Origin of the sequence: Rhizobium leguminosarum (genome assembly GCF_004123835.1) — a bacterium.
Taxonomy (GTDB): Bacteria; Pseudomonadota; Alphaproteobacteria; order Rhizobiales; family Rhizobiaceae; genus Rhizobium; species Rhizobium leguminosarum_M.
Window position 1 is genome coordinate 275,472 of the sequence record NZ_MZMU01000010.1, and the last position, 20,644, is coordinate 296,115.

General features: G+C 62.9%; 19 protein-coding genes. 6 read left to right on the forward strand and 13 right to left on the reverse strand.

Annotated features, from left to right (window positions below):
- Positions 1 to 759 carry a precorrin-4 C(11)-methyltransferase gene (cobM, locus tag B5P46_RS14750; protein ID WP_129419304.1) on the reverse strand — a complete coding sequence of 253 codons (759 nt, stop codon included), beginning with the start codon at positions 757 to 759 and terminating at the stop codon, positions 1 to 3.
- 4 nt (positions 760 to 763) lie between these two features.
- Positions 764 to 1,996, reverse strand: a complete 1,233-nt coding sequence (gene cbiE / locus B5P46_RS14755) for a precorrin-6y C5,15-methyltransferase (decarboxylating) subunit CbiE (protein ID WP_129419305.1) — start codon at positions 1,994 to 1,996, stop codon at positions 764 to 766.
- Between cbiE and B5P46_RS14760 the strand changes: the two genes are divergently transcribed.
- Positions 1,995 to 2,765, forward strand: coding sequence for a cobalt-precorrin-6A reductase (locus B5P46_RS14760; RefSeq protein ID WP_129419306.1), 771 nt, complete (start codon positions 1,995 to 1,997; stop codon positions 2,763 to 2,765). The two genes, cbiE and B5P46_RS14760, sit on opposite strands and share 2 nt — an antisense overlap.
- On the opposite strand, the gene B5P46_RS14765 is transcribed toward B5P46_RS14760, so the two are convergent.
- The 5 genes from B5P46_RS14765 to cobF form a co-directional block, all read right to left on the reverse strand.
- Positions 2,729 to 3,493 carry a precorrin-3B C(17)-methyltransferase gene (locus tag B5P46_RS14765; protein WP_129419307.1) on the reverse strand — a complete coding sequence of 255 codons (765 nt, stop codon included), beginning with the start codon at positions 3,491 to 3,493 and terminating at the stop codon, positions 2,729 to 2,731. The two genes, B5P46_RS14760 and B5P46_RS14765, sit on opposite strands and share 37 nt — an antisense overlap.
- Positions 3,490 to 4,221, reverse strand: a complete 732-nt coding sequence (locus B5P46_RS14770) for a precorrin-2 C(20)-methyltransferase (protein ID WP_129419308.1) — start codon at positions 4,219 to 4,221, stop codon at positions 3,490 to 3,492. The genes B5P46_RS14765 and B5P46_RS14770 overlap by 4 nt, the downstream gene beginning before the upstream one ends.
- Positions 4,218 to 4,850 carry a precorrin-8X methylmutase gene (locus tag B5P46_RS14775; protein ID WP_129419309.1) on the reverse strand — a complete coding sequence of 211 codons (633 nt, stop codon included), beginning with the start codon at positions 4,848 to 4,850 and terminating at the stop codon, positions 4,218 to 4,220. The genes B5P46_RS14770 and B5P46_RS14775 overlap by 4 nt, the downstream gene beginning before the upstream one ends.
- 2 nt (positions 4,851 to 4,852) lie before the next feature.
- On the reverse strand, positions 4,853 to 6,235 hold the full coding sequence (gene cobG, locus B5P46_RS14780) for a precorrin-3B synthase (RefSeq protein ID WP_129419310.1): 1,383 nt from the start codon (positions 6,233 to 6,235) through the stop codon (positions 4,853 to 4,855).
- Positions 6,236 to 6,307: 72 nt separating this feature from the next.
- The gene (gene cobF / locus B5P46_RS14785) at positions 6,308 to 7,072 is read right to left on the reverse strand and encodes a precorrin-6A synthase (deacetylating) (RefSeq protein ID WP_129419311.1); all 765 of its coding nucleotides are present in this window, start codon (positions 7,070 to 7,072) and stop codon (positions 6,308 to 6,310) included.
- Positions 7,073 to 7,276: 204 nt separating this feature from the next.
- Here cobF and repA point away from each other — a divergent pair, with 204 nt between their 5' ends.
- The 4 genes from repA (at position 7,277) to B5P46_RS14805 (ending at position 12,148) form a co-directional block, all read left to right on the forward strand.
- The gene (gene repA, locus B5P46_RS14790; protein ID WP_072641956.1) at positions 7,277 to 8,473 is read left to right on the forward strand and encodes a plasmid partitioning protein RepA; all 1,197 of its coding nucleotides are present in this window, start codon (positions 7,277 to 7,279) and stop codon (positions 8,471 to 8,473) included.
- Positions 8,470 to 9,465, forward strand: coding sequence for a plasmid partitioning protein RepB (gene repB / locus B5P46_RS14795; protein WP_129419312.1), 996 nt, complete (start codon positions 8,470 to 8,472; stop codon positions 9,463 to 9,465). The genes repA and repB overlap by 4 nt, the downstream gene beginning before the upstream one ends.
- 154 nt (positions 9,466 to 9,619) lie before the next feature.
- On the forward strand, positions 9,620 to 10,834 hold the full coding sequence (gene repC, locus B5P46_RS14800) for a plasmid replication protein RepC (protein ID WP_129419313.1): 1,215 nt from the start codon (positions 9,620 to 9,622) through the stop codon (positions 10,832 to 10,834).
- A gap of 180 nt (positions 10,835 to 11,014) precedes the next feature.
- Positions 11,015 to 12,148, forward strand: a complete 1,134-nt coding sequence (locus B5P46_RS14805) for an RHE_PE00001 family protein (RefSeq protein WP_129419314.1) — start codon at positions 11,015 to 11,017, stop codon at positions 12,146 to 12,148.
- Between the two features lie 219 nt (positions 12,149 to 12,367).
- Here B5P46_RS14805 and B5P46_RS14810 read toward each other — a convergent pair whose 3' ends face one another.
- From B5P46_RS14810 to B5P46_RS14820, 3 genes are read right to left on the reverse strand one after another with little or no spacing between them, the layout of a single operon-like run.
- Positions 12,368 to 13,078, reverse strand: coding sequence for a Bax inhibitor-1/YccA family protein (locus tag B5P46_RS14810; protein WP_033183818.1), 711 nt, complete (start codon positions 13,076 to 13,078; stop codon positions 12,368 to 12,370).
- A gap of 20 nt (positions 13,079 to 13,098) precedes the next feature.
- On the reverse strand, positions 13,099 to 13,866 hold the full coding sequence (locus tag B5P46_RS14815) for an anti-sigma factor family protein (RefSeq protein WP_129419315.1): 768 nt from the start codon (positions 13,864 to 13,866) through the stop codon (positions 13,099 to 13,101).
- Positions 13,853 to 14,392, reverse strand: a complete 540-nt coding sequence (locus tag B5P46_RS14820; RefSeq protein WP_064655082.1) for a sigma-70 family RNA polymerase sigma factor — start codon at positions 14,390 to 14,392, stop codon at positions 13,853 to 13,855. Before B5P46_RS14820 ends, B5P46_RS14815 begins: the two co-directional genes overlap by 14 nt.
- 188 nt (positions 14,393 to 14,580) lie before the next feature.
- Between B5P46_RS14820 and B5P46_RS14825 the strand changes: the two genes are divergently transcribed.
- Positions 14,581 to 14,889, forward strand: a complete 309-nt coding sequence (locus B5P46_RS14825; RefSeq protein WP_027687673.1) for a hypothetical protein — start codon at positions 14,581 to 14,583, stop codon at positions 14,887 to 14,889.
- A 19-nt stretch (positions 14,890 to 14,908) separates the two neighbouring features.
- Here the strand turns inward: B5P46_RS14825 and cueR are convergent, their stop codons facing one another.
- From cueR to treY, 3 genes are all read right to left on the reverse strand, one after another.
- Positions 14,909 to 15,298, reverse strand: coding sequence for a Cu(I)-responsive transcriptional regulator (cueR, locus tag B5P46_RS14830; RefSeq protein ID WP_025397678.1), 390 nt, complete (start codon positions 15,296 to 15,298; stop codon positions 14,909 to 14,911).
- A gap of 9 nt (positions 15,299 to 15,307) precedes the next feature.
- The gene (locus B5P46_RS14835; RefSeq protein ID WP_129419316.1) at positions 15,308 to 17,833 is read right to left on the reverse strand and encodes a heavy metal translocating P-type ATPase; all 2,526 of its coding nucleotides are present in this window, start codon (positions 17,831 to 17,833) and stop codon (positions 15,308 to 15,310) included.
- Between the two features lie 107 nt (positions 17,834 to 17,940).
- Positions 17,941 to 20,550, reverse strand: a complete 2,610-nt coding sequence (gene treY, locus B5P46_RS14840; RefSeq protein WP_129419317.1) for a malto-oligosyltrehalose synthase — start codon at positions 20,548 to 20,550, stop codon at positions 17,941 to 17,943.
- Positions 20,551 to 20,644 lie beyond the last annotated feature (94 nt).

The following is a 20,644-nucleotide window of genomic DNA, read 5'->3' on the forward strand; positions in this document are numbered from 1 at the left end:
CTATTCCCTGCCTCTGAACCGGCGCTGATAGGCCGGATCGTAGAGCGAGCTTTCGCGGAAATCCTCCACTGCCAGCGAGGGGCCGACGAAGATGATCGCCGTGCGTTCGATGGGTTCGGCCGCAACCTTTGCTTCGATATCGGCAAGCGTGCCGCGCAGGATGCGTTCGTCCGGCCAGGAGGCCTTGACGACGATTGCGACAGAGCAGTCGACGCCGTAAAGCGGCGTCAATTCCTCCACCACTTGTTTCAGTGCGTGGATTGCCAGATGGATCGCTAGCGTGGCGCCCGTCGTGCCGAACTTCGCCAGTGTCTCGTCGTTGGGCATCGGTGACGCGCGGCCGGAAACGCGGGTCAGCACCAGGCTTTGCGCCACGGCCGGGATGGTCAGCTCGCGCCCGAGGGCTGCGGCTGCGGCGGCAAAGGCCGGAACACCAGGTGTCATCGTATAGTCGATGCCGTGCTTTTGAAGCCGGCGCACCTGTTCGGCCACCGCACTCCAGACCGAGAGATCGCCGGAATGCAGGCGGGCGACATCCTGGCCGGCCGCAGCAGCGCGAAGATATTCTGCCTCGATCTCATCGAGCGACATCGGCGCCGTATCGATGATGCGTGCGTCCGGCGGACAATATTGCAGCAGTTCGGGCGAGACGATCGAGCCGGCATAAAGGCAGACCGGGCACCGGGCGATGAGATCGCGCCCACGCACCGTGATCAGATCCGCAGCACCTGGCCCCGCGCCGATGAAATGCACCGTCATCTCGTCATCCTTTTGTCCAGCGCCACTGCGTCACCGGCATGGCCGGCCGCCAGCCGCTCATGCCGCCAATAGGCTGGGCGCGCGATATTTCGATCCGCGTGAGGAAGCCGCCGCGTTTGGCATGTTCGGCGAGCAGCACCGCCTCCATTTCCAGCGTCACGGCGTTGGCAACGAGCCGCCCTCCCCGCTTCAGCGCGGCAATCGCAGTGTCGATAACACCCTGCTCACTGCCGCCACCGCCGAGGAAGATCACATCCGGTTGCGGCAGGCCCTTCAGCGCATCAGGCGCTGCACCTTCGACGACGGCGAGATGCGGCACGCCGAAAGCGGACGCGTTGCGGGCGACACGTGCGGCCCGCTCCGGCGACTGCTCGACGGCGATCGCCTTCAGCGACGGATCGGCCAGCATCCATTCGATGCCGATCGATCCCGAGCCCGCGCCGATATCCCAGAGCAGTTCGCCATGACGGGGGCCAAGCGCCGAAAGCGTCATCGCCCGGATTTCACGCTTGGTGATCTGCCCATCATGTTCGAACAGCTCATCCTCGAGCCCGGCGGCAAAAGGCAGAATGCGAGCTCCCTCCCCTGCCGCAACATCGACTGCGCAAACATTCAAGGGATTGATGTCAAGGAGGTCGAAATCCGTCGCCACAGCACTTCTTTGCCGTTCCCGAGCGCCGCCAAGCGCCTCGAGCACGGTAAGCTGCGACTGACCGAAGCCAGCAGCAGCCAGCAGGGCAGCCAGTTCGCCGGGTCCCTTCTCGTCCGAGGTCAGCGCGATGATGCGCCACCCGGGGTGCAGATGCGGCCGGATCAGATCGATCGGCCTTCCATGCAGCGAAATCGTCGCGACGTCCTGCAGCGGCCAGCCAAGGCGGGACGCGGCAAGGCTGAAGGCCGAGGGTGCGGGGATGGTGCGCATCTCTTCCGCCGCCACATGGCGGGAGAGCGTTGCGCCGACGCCGTAGAGAAACGGATCGCCGGAGGCGAGCACGACAACCGGCGTGCCGCGCCTTTCAAGGACGGCTTCGACCGAGCGCTCGAACGGGCTCTGCCAGGAAAGCTTTTCGCCTGTGATCAGCGAGGCAGCAAGTGCATGATGTCGCGCGCCGCCGAAGACGGCAGGTGCGGTCGCGATCAGCCTCCTCGCCTCCTCGCCCAGCCCTTCTGGACCATCTTCGCCGATGCCGATAATAGTCAGCCAGCGCTGGCCCGACGCAGGAGCGACATCAGACATGGGAAGACCCCGCATCTTGATCCTCGGCGGCACCAGCGAGGCGCGGCTGCTGGCCGAGGCGCTCGCGGCGCGGGATGATTGCGATGTTTTGTTGTCGCTTGCCGGCCGCACCGAAAAACCGGCCACGCAGCCGGTTCCGGTTCGCATCGGCGGTTTCGGCGGCGCTGCCGCACTTGCCGATTTCCTGAAGGCCGGCGGATATGACCTGTTGATCGACGCCACGCACGCCTTCGCCGAGCGCATTTCGGCCAATGCCGCTTTTGCGGCTGAGACCACCGCCATCGCCGCCATCGCTCTGCGCCGTCCCGAATGGCATCGCATGGCCGGCGATCGCTGGCGGGACGTGCGGAGCATTCCGGCTGCCATCGAAGCGCTCGGCCCCTCCCCCCGCCATGTCTTCCTGGCGACGGGCCGGCAGGGCGCGCATCATGCGGAAGCCGCGCCGCAGCATCACTACCTCGTTCGCAGCGTCGATCCCGTCGAACCGCCGCTTGTGCTTGATAATGTCGAGTACATCCTCGAGCGTGGTCCGTTCACGCTGGACGGTGAATGCGATCTTCTGAGGCAGCACGACATCGACGTCATCGTCGCCAAGAATAGCGGCGGTGCCGCCACCTATGCGAAGATCGAGGCAGCCCGCCTGCTCGGCATCGAGGTGATGATGGTGACGCGCGCGCCGGCCTCGATCGTCAAGGCGGTCGACACTGTCGAGGCGGCGCTGGCGGCGATCAATCACCTATTCCCTCCCGCCATGAAACGCGGCGTATAGACGAGGTCCAGCCGGCCTGGCCGCGTGACGATGCGTGTCTCGGCGGAGCCGATGATGATGCAGGTCGCCATATCGGCAATCGACGCATCTGCCTGCGACAGCTGCTGGACGGCGATACGTTCGTCGGGCCGCCCGGCCGCCCGCCCGAAAATAACCGGCGTTGCTGCAGGCAGATGGTCGCGCAACAGCTGGAAGGCTTCGCCGAGCTGCCAGGGCCGCGCCCGGCTGATCGGATTGTAGAGCGCGATGACAAAACCTGCCTTTGCCGCCAATACAAGCCGGGTTTCTATTATATTCCAAGGCTTTAGATTGTCAGACAGCGATATGGCGCAGAAGTCGTGGCCAAGCGGAGCGCCTGCTCTTGCCGCCACGGCCAGCATCGCCGTGATGCCGGGCAGGATGATGAGATCGACCGCGCGCCATGCGGCCGGCCCGTTCTCGATCGCTTCGCAGACCGCGGCGGCCATGGCGAAGACGCCGGGGTCGCCGCCGGAGACGACGCAGACCTTGGCGCCGTCGGCTGCCATGGCGAGTGCTGCCCCTGCCCTGTCGAGCTCCTCGCGATTGTCCGAAGCATGCCGCAGCTGATCGTGGCGGAGCTGCAGCCTGTCGAGATAAGGTCCGTAGCCGAAGAAATCCGTCGCCGCATCGACAGCGGCCAAAGCTTCCGGCGTCATCTGCTCGGGGTTGCCGGGACCGGTGCCGATCACGAAAAGCCTGCCGCTCATCGGCTGCCCTCCCAGCCCGGCACCAGCACGATCGAAAAATACGGTGCATCGCCGTCGGTCCTGTCGGCAAGCTTTTCCATCGCCGCATTCGCCATGGTGCCGCGCTCGACATAGACGGCGTCCGCAAGCCGGCCGGCGGCCGCCAGTGCCCGGCGGATCTTCGGCAGATTACGGCCGACCTTCATGATGACGGCGGCTTGCGTATCGGCAAGGCGGCGCGTCAGCTCGATCTCGGTCATCGTACCGGGCAGTACGGTAAGCACGTCGTCGCCCTGGACGATCGGCATGCCCGCCAGCGACCAGCAGCCCGACATGGCGCTGATGCCTGGGATCACTTCCGTCGGGTAGCGTTTGGAAAGCCTGACATGCAGGTGCATATAGGAGCCGTAGAAGAGCGGATCACCTTCGCTGAGAACGGCGACAGTCAGCCCGGCATCGAGATGCCCGGCAACAGCTTTGGCAGACTGGTCGTAGAATTGGGTGATCAGCCTCTGATAGCGTTCGTCGTTCTTATCGATTTCGGTCGTTACCGGATAAAAGAGCGGCAGCAGCGTCACCCCGGATTTCAGCAGCGGTTCGACGATCGCTTTGCCGTTGCCGCCCCTGCCCTGCTTGGCGAAATAGGCGATCACATCAGCGCCTTCGATGGCGCGGACGGCCTTGAGGGTCAGGAGCTCCGGGTCGCCGGGACCCGTGCCGACGCCGATGAGACGGCTGCTTCTGGTCATAGGCCTGGCCTCGCCAATGCATTGATGGCGGCTGCCGTCATGGCGCTGCCGCCGAGCCGGCCGCGGACGATGGCAAAGGGTACGCCGTAGGAATTATCCGCCAGCGTATCCTTGGATTCGGCGGCGCCGACGAAGCCCACGGGCATGCCGAGGATCGCCGCGGGTTTCGGGGCGCCGTCGCGCAGGAGTTCGAGCAGATGGAAGAGGGCGGTCGGTGCATTGCCGATCGCGACAACGCTGCCGCCGAGCCGATCGAGCCAGAGATGCATGGCGGCGGCCGAGCGCGTATTGCCGGTCTCGCGCGCAAGCTCCGGTGTCGCGGGATCGCGCAGCGTGCAGATCACCTCGTTCAGCGCCGGCAGCCGCGCCCGGGTGACGCCCTGAGATACCATTTCCGCGTCGCAGAAGATCGGCGCCCCGCCCTTCAGCGCGTCGCGCGCCGCGCTGACGAAATCGGCGGAAAAAAGGAAATGCTCCGCCGCCTCGACCAGCCCGCAGGCATGGATCATGCGCACGGCGATTTCGGCTTGATCGTCGGTGAAGCGCGAAAGATCGGCCTCGGCACGGATAATGGCAAAGGAACGCTCGTAGATCGCATCGCCGCTGCGGATATAATCGTAGTCTGGCATTCCTATTCCTGTCGCAGCGCCTTCGAAACGCCGGTTGCGCCAAGCCGTGTAAGGCAGGCGGCGGTCGATTCGCCAGCGTCTTTGTTGTCTTCGATGGACCGGGCGAGCCTCTCTATAGCGAAATCGATCCGACCGCCAGCGATCCGTTCGTCCGGCTGATCCGCAGCAAGCCCATTGAGGATGAGGCCATAACCTTCCGCCGAGCCCGTCAGGGTCAACGCCGGCCGGGCATGAGCGCAGCCCTTGGCGCAGCCGGATAGATGCAGCGTCAGCGAACCGTCGAAAAGGGCAGGTGTCGCGGCAATGAGGCGGCGCGCCAGAGTTCGCGTCTCGTAGAAAGCGGAGCCGCAGGCGCCGGCGCCGGCACAGGCGGCAATATACTCGGTATTCTCGCCGGGCTGGGTGCTGAAGCCATGTCCGCCGGCGGCCACCTGCATAGCCGGCACTGTATCGGCGGAAAGCCCGATGAGGAAGAAACCGCGACCGGGCGCAAGTCGGATGGCTGTTGCGCCGCGGGCCTTGGCCAGGTCAAGCAAAGCGATCAGATCTGACGCTCTCATCTGCCCGAATTCCGGCCTGACGCCGAGTATGATTTTGCCGTCGGCGAGCCGGTGTGAGCCGGCAAGCGGCATCCCTGCTGCGCGGGACGGATTGAGCTGAATGCCATCCATCGCGGGAAAACGCGCCCGCAGAAGCGCTGGATCGATACCTCTCGCCCGCCTGCCCTGCCCGAGGATCGCCAACAGGCTCAGAATTTCGCCGACGGTCGATATCGCCGCCTCCGGAGGACCGATCGCGATCGGCATTGCAGTTTCACCGTCGCCATTGATCGCGACAAGCCAATCTGTGTGGGATTGCGCGACGACACGAATATCGGCGGACAGTGCTGACAAGCCGAAGGATCCGCCACCGTCGACGACGAGCGAGAGCTTCGGCGCGAGCTGCGGTGAGGCAAGCTGATCGCGGAGCGTGCTGCGCAAGGCCATTTCCATTGCGGCCGGATCGCTTATCTCTTCCGGGTCGATGCCGTGCAGCGGCGATGTCTCGATCACCGGCCCGTCCGGCACGGTGATTCCGGCGGCATCGATATCGGCAGCGACCTGTCCGACGGTCTCAGCCCGAAGACCGCGGATCTGCAGATTGCCGCGGGCGGTGATTTCGAGAATGCCATTTCCATGTGCTGCGGCGGAGCGGGCAAGGTTTGCGAACTGCGACAGCGTCAACGCGCCGCCGACCGGCCGCAGCCGTACCAGCAAACCATCGCCGGTCTGCATGGGTGCGGCAAGGGCGGGGCAGGCGCCGCGCCTACGCATCTTCGCCGCCGGGCGACCGTGAAGATCCGCCTCGCCCGTCCTGTCGCTCGCCTTTGCGGCCCTAATGCTCATCCTCGATCCTCTGGCCACTTCTTACATGATCGCAGCCGGGCCGGCAAAGCATGCTGGAAGGTTTCGGACTGGCTATTCGTCGAAATCCCGTCCCTTGCGCAGGAGATAGATGTCCATGATCCAGCCGTGCCGCTGCCTGGCCTCGGCCCTGAGCGTCAGAATGTCGGTGGCGATGTCGCCAAGTCGCCCTGATCTGACGATCTCGTCCTTGGTACCGAGATAGGCGCCCCAGAAGATCTCGGCGTCGGGATCATCGATCTTGGCAAAAGCCTGTTCGCCGTCAAGCATGACGACGGTGCTGTCGGCCAGAAGTCCGCCCTGCGCCAGCCTGCGCCCTGTCGTGATCTCGATCGGTTTGCCGACGAGGTTGACCGGGATCCTGTGGCTGGCCGCCAGCGCCTGGATGCTGGTGATGCCGGGAATGACGCTGTAATCGAAATCCAGGCGGCCTTCCCGGCGGACGCGTTCGATGATGCGGATCGTGCTGTCGTAGAGACTGGGATCGCCCCAGACCAGAAAGGCGCCGCTGCCATCATCCGGGAGACCGGAGATCAGTTCTCCATAGATGCGGGCAATCTCGCCATGCCAGGCGTCGACGCTCTGCACATAGGTCTTGTCTGCCGTCTGCCTTTGCGGCACCGCGAACTCTGAAATCCTGCCGGCCGGCCGTGTGGTATAGCGTTCGCAGATATCCCGCCGGATTTCGGCGAGCTCTTCCTTGCCGGTGCCCTTGACCGGCAGGAAGACCACGTCGGCCGCGTTCATCGCGTTGATCGCCTGTATGGTCAGGTGCTCCGGGTTGCCCGTGCCGATGCCGATGATATGGATATGCTTCAAGCGGATACTCCCCCGTTGAGTCCTGGCGGTCTTGCCGAAAAAGCCAGCTCGCCGCAAGGGCAGAACAGGGAGTTGGCCGCGGCCAACCGGGCCTGTGGGTGGCACCGGAGCCCTGTTGTTGCTGCAAATCCCGAATCGTGTCACTTTCGATACGCTTTTTGACGCTATGTTGACAGAAAAGCGCATCGAAAAGGATTGGGTGTTTTGGACAACATTAGCGTATCGACGACAGATGTACGGATCGAGCGGCATGCGAACCAGCTTTCGCGGCAACTGAAGCTCCTCCGCGACAAGCTGTTTCCGCCGCTCTCGCAAAAGACGCTACGAACATTCTCCTCCGGCGAGGCCGCCCAGATGATCGGAGTCTCGGACGGCTATCTTCGCCAGCTTTCACTGGATGGCAAGGGACCGCAGCCGGATCTTGCCCAGAATGGCCGGCGTTCCTACACGCTCGGCCAGATTAACGAATTGCGCCAGTATATGGCGAAGCTCAAGCCGAAAGACGCGCTTTCCTATCAGCCGTGGCGTCGCCCTGGCGAAAAGCTGCAGACGGTCGCCGTCACCAATTTCAAGGGCGGCTCGGCCAAAACAACGACGACGCTCTATCTGGCGCAGTATCTGGCGCTGGCGGGTTACCGGGTGCTTGCGATCGATCTCGATCCGCAGGCTTCGCTCTCTTCCATGCTCGGCGTTCAGCCCGAATTCGATCTTTCCGAGGGCGACACGCTCTATGGCGCAATCCGTTACGATGCGGGCCGCAAGCCGCTGAAGGAGATCGTTCGCAAGACCTATTTTGACGGTTTGGATCTGGTGCCGGGCAATCTCGAACTGATGGAGTTCGAGCATGAGACGCCACGGGCACTGAACGACCGGCAGCGACCTGGCGAGCTGTTCTTCCGTCGCGTTGGCATCGCCATTGCCGAGGTCGAGGCGGATTACGACATCGTGGTGATCGACTGCCCGCCGCAGCTTGGCTATCTGACGCTTGGCGCCGTCTGCGCCGCGACATCGCTGCTCATCACCATCCATCCGCAGATGGTTGATGTCGCTTCCATGTCGCAGTTCCTGCTGATGACTTCGGATCTGCTTTCCGTCGTGCGCAAGGCCGGCGGCGACCTGCAGCACGATTTCATCAAATATGTCGTCACTCGTCACGAACCTTTCGATGCGCCGCAGTCGCAGATCGTTGCGCTGCTGCGCAGCCTCTTCAGTGATGACGTGTTGACGGCGACCATTCTCAAATCGACGGCGATCGCCGATGTCGGTCTGACCAAGCAGACGCTCTACGAGATCGAGAAGGGGCAGGTGCGCCGCTCGACCTATGACCGGGCGTTGGAATCGGTCAATGCCGCCAACAGCGAGGTTCTCGCCGGTATTCACAAAGCCTGGGGTCGAGCATGAGCAGACGCGATCGTCTGAAAGGTCTTTTCGACGATACGGCGCAGGAGTTGGCCGCGGCCAACTACGAGGAGCCATCTTCGCGCGGATCGGCCGGGCCGGTTCGGACGATGGCGCTGACCCTTGGCCGCATGGAGGAAGAGAGCAGGGCGATGCAGGAGGCCTTGCTCTCCGGTGAACGCATCGTCGAACTCGATCCTGATCTGATCGATTCCTCCTTCGTCCGCGACCGCCTTGCCGACCAGCCGCTCGATATGGAAGACGAGCTGGTGCAGTCGATTGCCGAGAGCGGCCAGGAAGTGCCGATCCTCGTTCGCCGCCATCCCAATGATGAGGACCGCTACCAGATCGCCTACGGCCATCGCCGGCTGCAGGCGGTCAAGCTGCTTGGGCTCAAGGTGCAGGCGATCGTCCGCAAGCTCGACGATACCGATGTCGTCATCGCGCAGGGCATTGAGAATTCGGCGCGTCGGAACCTTTCTTATATCGAGCGCGCAGTCTTTGCCCTCAATCTCGAGCTCAAGGGTTTTGAGCGTCCGGTCATCATGAAAGCGCTGTCGACGGATAAGACGGAGCTATCGAAGCTGATATCCGTCGCAAAAGCCATTCCCGCCGAGATCGTCAGGTCGGTCGGAGCCGCACCCGGCATCGGGCGACGCAGGTGGATGGCGCTTGCCCAGGACTGGAATGGGATGACAGCCGCGCGGCTTGCCAAGCTCATTGCCTCGGGAAGTTTCATGGCGGAAGAGAGCGACCGCCGTTTCGAGCTTTTGGTTGCCGAGCTCGCCAAGAAAGAGGCGAAGCCGGAAACCACGGAATATGACTGGAAGCCGAAGAGCGGCGGCAAGATTGCCGGCCGAATCAAGAGCGCCGGCAATTCCTTCACGATCGCGTTGAAGACCGGCGAAGCGCCGGATTTCGGCGCTTATATTTCACGCCGTCTCGATGAGCTTTACGAAGCCTATCGGGCCGGCAAATTGCAAGCAGGAGAGTAGACCGCAAAAGAAAAAAGCCTCCGAACGTTGCCGCCGCGGAAGCCTTTCTCATATCTGGACAATCTGAGAATCGCACTTCCTCGAATCACTGTCAAGCGTCTTCGGCATCCTTTTGGGTGGTAGGTTTCTTTTGCCTTGAAAAAAGGTGAGGGACATGGAGCCTCAATATATATCGACGCCCTTTGGGCGGCGATCGATGACGCGTGGCATGCTGGCAAGTCAGGAAAGCACCAGCAAGATCGATCCGGACGCTTCGGTCGACAAGTGGAAGATTTTTCGTGCGCTCTGCGAAGCAAAGGACATGGTCGGCGTAACGGACCGTGCCCTGGCTGTTCTCAACGCGCTGTTGACCTTCTACCCGAAGAACGAGATTGCCGAGGCCAACGGCTTCGTCGTCTTTCCGTCGAACGAGCAGCTGTCGCTTCGCACGCACGGCATGGCCGGCACGACGTTGCGGCGGAACCTGGCGATGCTGGTGGAAGCCGGCCTGATCATCCGGCGGGATAGTCCGAACGGGAAACGTTTTGCCCGTCGCAACGGCGAGGGCGGGCTTGGTGAGGCCTATGGCTTCAGCTTGGCGCCACTCCTGGTGCGCGCTCGTGAGATCGAGGCGCAGGCAGCTCAGGTGATGGCCGCCAAACTCGAATGGAAGCGCCTGAGGGAGCGGCTGACACTTTGCCGGCGTGACATCACCAAGCTCATCGAGATCGCGCTGGAAGAGGAAATTGCCGGCGAATGGATCGAGATGCAGAAGCATTTCAATCTGCTTTCCACAAGCCTGCCGCGCCGCCCCTCAGTTGCCGAGATGGAAAGCCTGCTGGCTGATCTCGAAGCTTTCCGGGAATTAATCGTCAAGACGCTGAAATCGAAGTCGAAAACAGAAAAAACAGACGGCAATGATAACCAAAACGGTCGGCACATACATAATTCAAACCCAAACCCTAATCCTGAACTTGAACCAAGCTTCGACCCGAAGCAGGGCGCAAAGCCGGAGGAAGAACCGCAGCCGTGGCGGGAGCCGCCGAAATCCTTCCCCCTTGCCATGGTGTTGCAGGCCTGCCCGGAGATCATCGCTTACGGCCCGGGCGGCAGCATTGGCAGCTGGCGCGATCTGATGGCCGCGGCCGTCATCGTCCGTTCTACTCTTGGCGTCAGCCCCAGCGCCTATCAGCTGGCTTGCGATGTCATGGGGCCGGAAAACGCCGCCACTGTGATCGCCTGCATCCTGGAAAGGGGCGGACATATCAACTCGGCCGGCGGCTACCTGCGTGATCTGACGCGGCGGGCGGAGCGCGGCGAATTCTCGCTCGGACCGATGCTGATGGCGCTGATGCGGGCAAATGGTCCGATAGCGAGGAAAACCGGATGAGCCGCTATGAAAAAGTTTCGCGCCAGCTGCGACGGTTAGAAGGATATGCGGCCGGTCGATCTGCCAGCTTAACGGCTTCCTTTTCCGCAGTTTTGTTGAAATACGCTGTTAACCATGTCATAGATGGCGGAAGGAAACCCGCGTTTTGCTTCCATTTGTGAAAAACCGTAAAGCTTAACAATGCGCTACGATATCGACGGTACGATGCTTCAAACCCTGCTTTCCTCCCTTACCGCTGCGGAGGATGCGGTGGCGCGACTGGACGAACGGGTGTTGCGCTCGCCGGTCGGCGAGGGATTTGCCGAACGCAGCCATTTTTTCGACGCTGCCGGCGCGCTCTGGGTGGCCGGCGAACTCGTGCATGTCGAGGATCTCGTTTTGCATGATGCGCATATGGATAGCCGCGCTCCCACCCACGAACTGACGATCGCCCATGCCGTGCTGCGGGCACGTCGGCGCATCTGGACCGGCGATCCCTCCTGGGCACTCGGCGTCTCGGGCCTTGCGACGCTGACTGCGACCGGCGGGGAAGGGGAGGGGAAGGCGCAGGACGCCAAGAGCGGCGCAGTTCCGCTCGAGACCGACGGAGAGGGCGAGGATGAGGACGGGCCGCTCGCTGCCGAGATGGCGGAGATCGATGCGCTGCTTGCCCGCTCGCAGAAGCTGCTCGATATCCATACAGGGAAAACGCCGGCAAGCGAGACGGCCGCCGTTACTCCGGCAAGGCGCAACGAAGATCCTCTCGGTTTGCTCGGTGACGACGAGTGGGACGAAGAACAGCGGCTTGCGGAGTGGCGAAGCGTCCAGCCATTGGCCGATAGCTTGCCGCCGGTTCTCGGCGCCATCATCCTCTTCGAAGCCTGGGAAAGGATCGAGCCATTGCGGCGTCAGCACTGGCTCGGCGGTCTTCTGGTCGCAAGCCATCTACGCGCCCGCGACAAGGTCGCCTCGCATCTGTTTTCTTTTTACGGCGGGCTGAAGCTGGTGCGCCATGAGCGTCGTCGGGCGCGCGATCGGGCCACGCGGCTGCAAGCCTTTCTGGAGGCGATGCATCTGGGTGCTGTGGCCGGCCTCAAGGAAATCGACCGCTTGACCTTGGCGCGCACGCAGATGGAGCTGCGCTTTCGCGGCCGCCGTTCGAACAGCAGCCTGCCGGAGCTTGCCGATTTCATCCTGTCGCGGCCAATGGTCTCGGCGGCGATGATCGCCCGTCATCTGCGCATCACGCCGCGCGGCGCGCTGAACCTCGTCAACGACATCGGCATTCGTGAAATCACCGGCCGCGGCCGCTATCGCGCCTGGGGCATAATCTAATGCATGTCGCCCAAAAGTGTGCAGCGGTTTTGGGCGACATGCATAGAACAAAAACTTAAAGCGCGTCGCATGATTCCGATTTGACGCGATGGGCTTTGAAAACGAAAACGGCCGGGCGTTGGCCCGGCCGTTTCCTTTAGGTGAGCACCCAGTCGGCCATCCTGTCACAGACTGCAGACCAGGCGCTCTTGCGCTTCCATTGCCCCCAGAAGCGCAGTCCTATTCCCGCTCGCCCGTAAAGTTGAGCAGAAGCTGGAAGATGTTGACGAAGTTCAGGTAGAGCGAGAGCGCACCGAAGACGGCAAGCTTCTGGTTCGATTCCTGATCAAAGTTTTCCGAATACTGTTCCTTGATGTTCTGCGTATCGTAGGCAGTGAGGCCGACGAAGACGACGATGCCGATCACCGAGATCGCAAACTGCAGCGCGCTCGAACCCAGGAAGATGTTGACGACCGAGGCGATGATGACGCCGAAGAGGCCCATCATCAGGAACGAGCCCATGCGCGAGAGATCACGCTTCGTCGCATAGCCGTAGAGGCTGGTGGCGCCGAACATTGTGGCGGTGATGAAGAAGGTCCGCGCGATGCTCGCTCCGGTGAAGACCAGGAAGACGGAAGCGAGCGACAGGCCCATCACGGCGCAGAAGGCCCAGAAGGTGATCTGTGCGGTGCTGGCCGACATCGTCTGGATCTTGAACGAGAAGAAGAAGACGAAGGCGAGCGGAGCAAGCATCACCACCCACTTCAACGGCGAGCCGAAGATCGGGACATAGAGTGCCGGCGTCGAGCCGACGACAAAGGCGACGAGGCCTGTGATGACAAGGCCGAGAGCCATATAGTTGTAGACGCGCAGCATATGCTGGCGCAGCCCTTCGTCGAAGAGGGCCTGGGAGCCGGCGACGGCACCGTAGCGGGGATTGATCGGGTTCATGCTGATCTCCTCGGTTTGAATTAATAGAGCGAGCGGGCGAGCCGTTCAGCCGCCTGGTCGAGATTGAGACCGCTATCGTCGGCGATCAGCGCATAAGCGACCTCGCCGATCTGCCAATAGGCGGCTTCTGCTTTTTCCAGCGTGAGATGACTGACCGGCTTGACCTCGAAGGCGCCCGGACGGACGGCGAAAAGCGACAGTCGCTTTCCATCTGCTTGTTCGATCGCCATCTCGACGCTGGGGCCGAATTCGGACGGAAAGATCTGCACGTCGGCGACCTTCCAATCCCTAGGCAGCTCGGGCATCACGATCGCGGTGGCGGCGCGAATATCGTCGGCGCTATAGGTGGCCGGCGTCTGCGGAGGCATCGATTGGCGCAGGGCCGCGGTCTGATAGGCGCGAACGGCATCCTCGACATAGGCGGGTGCCGGAACCGATGCCACCACCTCAGTCGCCGAGAAGGCGCCGAAGGAATTATGCGCCACCCAGCCGGCCGCGATCAGAATGCCGACGGCGGCAATGCGCTGCATGGAATGGAAGATGCGGCCATAGGAAAGGCCACGTTCCAGCCGGCGGGCGGCATCGCGGGTCTCGGGGCGGCCAAAGGCACTTTCGCCGGCCAGCGCCAGACGCAGTTCGCCCTTGACGCTGAGGTCGGCCATGACCTTGGCGGCAATCGCCGGATGCTCGGAAAGATAGGATTCCACCTGGATGCGACGGGCGACATCGAGCTCGCCATCCACATAGGCGTCGAGATCGGCATCGAGGATCGGATCAATTGCTTTCATTGCCGTTCCCTCCGATGATTCTCAGATGCGAAACTCGCGGGGTCTTCTCCTCGAATTCGCGCAGTTGAGCGCGGGCGCGGGAGATACGCGACATCAGCGTCCCCACAGGAATGCCGAGCGCCTGGGCGGCTTCCTGGTAGGAAAGGTCTTCGATCGCAACGAGATGCAGCGCCTCGCGCTGTTCCTCCGGCAGGTCGAAGAAGGCATCTCGCACCTGCTGCAGGCGCACGGCATGTTCCTGGCCGGCCGGCAGTGACTGCTCGGCTTCGACAGCCGCCTCATCGTGGCGGCGCGTCAGCGACCGGTTCCGGCGAAGACGATCGATATGGGCATTGTGCAGGATGGAGAGCAGCCAAGTGCGCAGGTTGCCGCCGCTGCGGAAGCTCTTTCGCTTCTCGAAGGCGCGCACCAGCGCATCATGCACCAGATCCTCCGCCTCGTCCGAATTGCGCACCAGCGAGCGAGCGTAGCGCCTCAGCGCTGCAAGCTGTCCGATGACGTCGAAGGGGCGTTCTCTGCGTTCCATGATTGAGTATACGCAAGTGCGGCGGGTTTTATTCCCGGCGGACGTAAAAAAATCATACGGACCGAAGACCGTCGCCGGATCATCATCAAAATAGTCTTCTCAAGCGGACAGGTGCCTCAAATCCGCGATTGTTTATGACAATTACATGACAGATCATGACGCCGCTGATTTGCAGGGGAAAATCAAGAATGAAGGAAAAGAAGCGAGTCTACGAAGCTCTCGTGGACGGCGCCATGGAAGGGCTGACGGATGAGGCGCTCTATGATTTCGTCAAGGCGCGTTGTCCGAAGGCCACCAGCAAGAAGATCGTCCGGGCCTCGCTTCTCGCCCTGATGGATCCTCATCTCAGGGACCGCAATATTCTCGACGTGATCTATGCGCTGGCGATCAAGCATCGGCTGGATGACGGCGTGCTGGACGACGGCGAAGACGAGGAGCCCGACGAGCGGGCTCAACCCGCGCAGGCAGCCAACCAGAACATGCCCCAGCTTTCCTGATGCAGGTCGCCTGAAATGGTCAGCCGCCGTCCGAAAGCTCTTCGAGGATCGGACAGTCCGGCCTGTCGTTGCCGTGACAGGCATGCACGAGATGCTCCAGCGTCCGGCGCAGTTCCGTCAGTTCGCGGATCTTGCGGTCGATCTCGGCAAGCTTGGTCTCGGCAATATCCTTGACGTCGGCGCTCGCCCGATCCTTGTCCTCGTAGAGCGCCAGCAATTGTCGGCATTCCTCGACCGAAAAGCCGAGGCCGCGCGAGCGCTGCAGGAAGCGCAGTTTGTGGATGTCGGTTGCGGCATAGTCGCGATAGCCGTTTCCGCCCCTTTCGGGGCGGATGAGACCGATATCCTCGTAGTAGCGGATGGTCTTGGAAGGCAGGCCGGACCGTTCCGATGCTTCGCCGATATTCATCGCCATCTCCTATAATTTTGCAAAGCGCAGTCTCAGCGCATTGGCAATGACCGAGACGGACGACAGGCTCATTGCTGCCGCTGCGATCATCGGCGACAGCAGCAGCCCGAAGATCGGATAGAGTATGCCGGCCGCGATCGGCACGCCGAGCGCATTATAGCCGAAGGCGAAGCCGAGATTCTGGCGGATGTTTTGCATCGTCGCCTCCGCCAGCCGTCGCGCCCTGACGATGCCGGTGAGATCGCCCTTCACCAATGTGATGCCGGCGCTTTCCATCGCGACGTCGGCGCCAGCACCCATGGCAATGCCGACATCGGCGGCGGCAAGCGCCGGCGCGTCGTTGACGCCGTCACCGGCCATGGCGATGATGGCGCCTTCGGCACGCAACTCGTCGATCAGCGCCTTCTTGCCTTCCGGAAGCAGATCGGCGCGAACCTCGTCGATGCCGAGGCTCTTTGCCACCGCACGCGCCGTGCGCTCGTTGTCGCCCGTCGCCATGATGATCTTCAGACCGCTTTGGTGCAGCGCCTTGATGGCGGCTGCTGTCGTCGGCTTGATCCTGTCGGCAACGGCGACAAGACCGGCAAGCGCGCCGTCGAACACCACGAACATCACCGTCTTGCCGTCGCCGCGCAGGGCTTCGGTCTTCTCGGCAAGTACCGCCGGATCAATGCTGAGATCGGCGAGCATCGCCGCATTGCCAAGCGCCACCGACGTGCCGCCGGCAAGGCCCTGAACGCCCTTGCCGGTCTTTGCCTCGAATCCGGTGACCTCGACGAAGGGGACGCCGCGCTCCTCGGCACCGGAAACGATCGCTTCGGCCAGCGGATGTTCCGAGCCGCGCTCCAGGCTTGCCGCCAGCGACAGCAGCCTGTTTTCCTCGACTCCGCCGAAGGCGACGATATCGGTAAGCTTCGGCTGGCCTTCAGTCAGCGTTCCGGTCTTGTCGACGATCAGCGTGTCGACCTTGGAAAAACGCTCCAGCGCTTGGGCGCCCTTGATCAGCACGCCTTCCTGCGCGCCGCGCCCGGTCGCGATCATGATCGACATCGGCGTCGCAAGGCCGAGCGCACAGGGGCAGGCGATGATGAGAACGGCGACGGCGGCAAGCAGCGCATTCGCCATGCGCGGCTCCGGCCCGATCGCGGCCCAGACGAGGAAGGCAAGGATGGCGGCGGCGATCACCGCCGGCACGAAGACGGCCGACACCCGGTCGACCGCACCCTGGATCGGCGCCCGCGAACGTTGCGCCTTGGCGACCATGTCGACGATGCGCGACAGCACCATGTCGGCGCCGACTTTCTCGGCCGCCATGACGAAGGTGCCGTTCCTGTTGATCGTGCCGCCGGTCAGCGGGTCGCCCTTCGACTTTTCCAGGGGCAGGGGCTCACCAGTGATCATCGATTCGTCGACGGTCGACTGGCCTTCGAGGATAGAGCCGTCCACCGGCACCCGCTCGCCGGGGCGCACGCGCAGCCGGTCACCGGTCTGGAGATCGTCCACCGGCACGTCGCTCTCGCTACCCTCGGCATCGATGCGCCGCGCCGTCTTCGGCGCAAGGTCGAGCAAAGCGCGAATTGCCGAGCCGGTGCGTTCGCGCGCTTTCAATTCCAGCACCTGGCCGACGAAGACGAGCGCGACGATGACGGCCGCCGCCTCGAAATAGACGGGCACGGCCGCGCCATGGCCATGGAAGCTCATCGGGAAGATGCCGGGTGCAAGCGTGGCGACGACGCTGTAGAGATAGGCGGTGCCGACGCCGAGACCGATCAGCGTCCACATATTCGGGCTGCGGTTGGCAAGCGACGCCCAAGCGCGGCGGAAGAAGGGCAGGGCCGCCCAGAGCACCACCGGCGTTGCCAGCAGCAATTCGATGAACGTCGCCTGCGGCTCGCCGATCGCTTCCCGGAGCGGCAGGCCGAGCATCGGCCCCATGCTCAGCGCCAGCAGCGGTATAGCGAGAATGGCGCTGGCCCAGAGCCGCCTGACGAAATCGACGAGTTCCGGGTTCGGGCCTTCGTCATCAGGCGGAATGCCCGTCGGCTCCAGCGCCATGCCGCATTTCGGGCAGTCGCCCGGACGATCGTTGATGACTTCAGGATGCATCGGGCAGGTATAAAGCGTACCCTTGGGCGCCGGTTTTGCCGCCGGGCGTTTACCGTCGCGATAGGCTGCGGGGTCAGCTTCGAACTTCGCTTGGCAGGCGGCCGAGCAGAAATAGTATTTCTCGCCTTCGTGCTTCAGGAATTGTTTCGCCGTCGAGCGATCGACGGTCATGCCGCAGACGGGGTCCTTCGCGGTGAGGTAATCCTCAGGTGCCGCCGCAAACTTCGTCCGGCAGCCCTCCGAGCAGAAATGATAGGTGCGGCCGTTATAATCGAGCGAGGGCTTGCCGGCTTGCGGATCGACCGTCATGCCGCAGACAGGATCACGGATCATGGCGCTTTCAGCCTTCTCCTGTTCATGGCCGCAATGGCAATGATTATCGCCATCGGCGTGGCTGTGATGGTGATCGTGTTCGTGCTTGATATCCATGACTATCTCCGGCGCCCGGAGGGGCGCTTGGATATGCTTATCAACCTTCCAGCGACTGGAAGGTCAAGCACTATTTTCATGGACGCCATTTTTGCGGCGGCTGATCCTCAGATTGGAGTAATCAGCCCAACCGGCTGGCTCCCCAGCAGGGCGGCGACCGAAATGCTGCCCCCGGGCTCGATCGTCTTTCCGGTCACCAGATCCGCCTTCAGACCGTGGAGCGGTGAGGGGACGGCGATCGCCGTATCTTCCCAGAACTCCGGGCCGGCAAAGAGCACGCCGGGATCTAGCCAACCGAACATCAGCCGCGGCGCCGCGACGATGGCGAAATCACCCTTATGCACCCGGGCAAAGGCAAGCACATGGTCGCGCCGGTTGCCCGTCACCTTCAGCGGCAGATAGTCGCCTCTCGCAAAGAGGTCCGCGTGCCGCTGGCGCAGCTGCAGGCCGATCCCGACGATGCGCTGCTTCAGCGCCGCCGCCTGCAGCCTGGCGATCGGCCCGGCTTCATCAAGCCAGGCCGTCAGCCGCAGATGATCGACCGGCCGGCGGTTGTCGGGATCGACGAGGCTGAAATCGAAGCCCTCCGCACCCTGGTAGATATCGGGAATGCCGGGGGCCGACAGCTTGAGCAGCGTCTGCGACAGGCTGTTGAGGTAACCCGCCGCGATGAAAGGCTGCAGCACCCTTTCGAAATCCTCGAGAAAGACATCATTGTCAGGCGAAACCAGCGCCGCAGCATAGGTGGTGACCGCTTCCTCGTAAGCGGCATCCTGTTCCGTCCAGCCGCTGCGCAGTTTTGCCTCGCGCACCGCCTTGACCGCATAATCGGTGAAGCGTTCGCGGAGTTCTTCCGTCTGTCCTCTGTCGAAATCCTCCGGCCAGATGCCGGCCAGCGCCTGATAAAGCATCCATTCGACATTTGGTTCCGGCGCGGCATCCTCCGGCAGATCCTTGAGCCACGGCCGGTTCATCTCTCGCCAACGCTCGACCGCCTGGGCAAAAACATCCGCACCCTCGCTCAGGGCATAAAGCCTCGCGCGCGCATCCTCGCCGCGTTTGGTGTCGTGGGTGGCGCTTGCCGAAAGCCCATGCGGCTGCAGCCGCGCCCGCTCGGCCATGCGGCGGTGGAATTCCTCCGGGCCGCCAGGCGCCTTGCCCGGTTCGCCGCCGACTTCGTTTGCGGCAAGCAGCCTGTTATAGCGGTAAAACAACGTATCTTCTGTCGCCTTCGCCATCACCGGCCCGCTCAATTGCTGGAAGCGGATACGGAAGTCGTGGGCCGCGTCACCTTCGACCTTGCCTTCGAGAAGCTTCAGCACATGGTCGCATGCACGCCGATCGTCGAGCCGCGCCATGGCTTGCGAGGCGGTCGCCGCAAGCACCGCTGAATCCTGCCAGGAAAGCGGGCCGCCGTCGCCATAGGTGCGGTAGACGGGAAAGGCGATCAGCAACTCGCTGAGCGCGGTGGCGATCTCGTCTCTTTTTAGCTCGGGAAAGATACCTGCCGCGATCGACACCAGCCTGTCGGTCTCGCCGGCGAAATTGCGTTCGACCATCAGACGCTTGGCAATTCGCCGGCCCGTCTCAAGATCACCCGTGTCGCCGGCGATGCTGCGATAGGCATCGTCCAATATGCGCAGACCGCCGGAGTCGATGAACAGCTCGCTCAGTGCGGCGATGAATTCATATCCCGTGGTGCCGGCGACCGGCCAGCTCTCCGGCAGGACCTCACCGGTGCCGAGGATCTTTTCCACGACGATATAGGTGTCCGGTCCGGCCGCCTCCCGCAGCCTGTCGAGATAGGCCGTGGGTTCGGCGAGCCCGTCGACATGGTCGATGCGCAGGCCCTGGACCTTGCCATGGCGCACCAGCTCGATCACCAGCCGGTGCATATCCGCGAACACGGCTGGATCTTCGACGCGGATGCCGACCAAGCCGGTCACCTCAAAAAAACGGCGATAGCTCAGATGCCGTGCCGCATCCTTCCAGTGGGTCAGCCGCCAATGCTGTCCCTCAAGCAGGCTTTTGAGGAAATCGCGGTCGGACGAGACGTCTTCGAGTTTTTGCCGGAGGAGTGCCCCATCGCCGCCTTCGAAAAGAATGTCACGCATCGCCCGGGCGAAGTCCTCGCCTGACGTCACGGCCGCAGCCTCCGCCATTCTCGTTGCGACCGGGTCATCGAGCCGGTTGGCGAGTGCGCCGTAACTGCTGGGGTTTAACGGCAACAGCGTCTCGAAGTAACCGAGCGCGAAATTGCCATGTGTTTCGTCGAGCGCGATGCGCAGCTCGCCATCGGCCAGCGCGCGATCGAAATCCTGACCGAGCTGCGGCAGGGTCAGCGGTTCGCTCCAGTCGATGTCGAAGTGGCGGGCATAGGCGCTCTGCCGGCCGAATGCCAGTACGTCGCGCCACCAGCCGTTTTCCGGCGAGGCCGCCATGTGGTTCGGGACGACGTCGAGGATCAATCCCATGCCTGCGGCGGAAAGGCTTACCGTCAGCCGCTCGAATCCGGCCCGGCCGCCGAGCGCCGGATCGATTTCGTTGGCGTCGGTGACGTCATAGCCGTGGGTCGAGCCACTGACGGCGGTGAAGATCGGAGAGGCGTAGAGGTGGCTGATGCCGAGCGTCTTGAGGTAGGGGACGAGGTCGCAGGCGCGATCGAAGGTCATGCCGTTGCGGAATTGTATCCGGTAGGTCGCTGTCGGGAGTGTCATGAGGCCGCTGATGTTGGAAAGAGACCCTCCCGAACGGTTGCAGCGGGGTTTTTGTTCCCTTACAGCGCCGCGCGTCTTTTGAGACGCGCAAAGC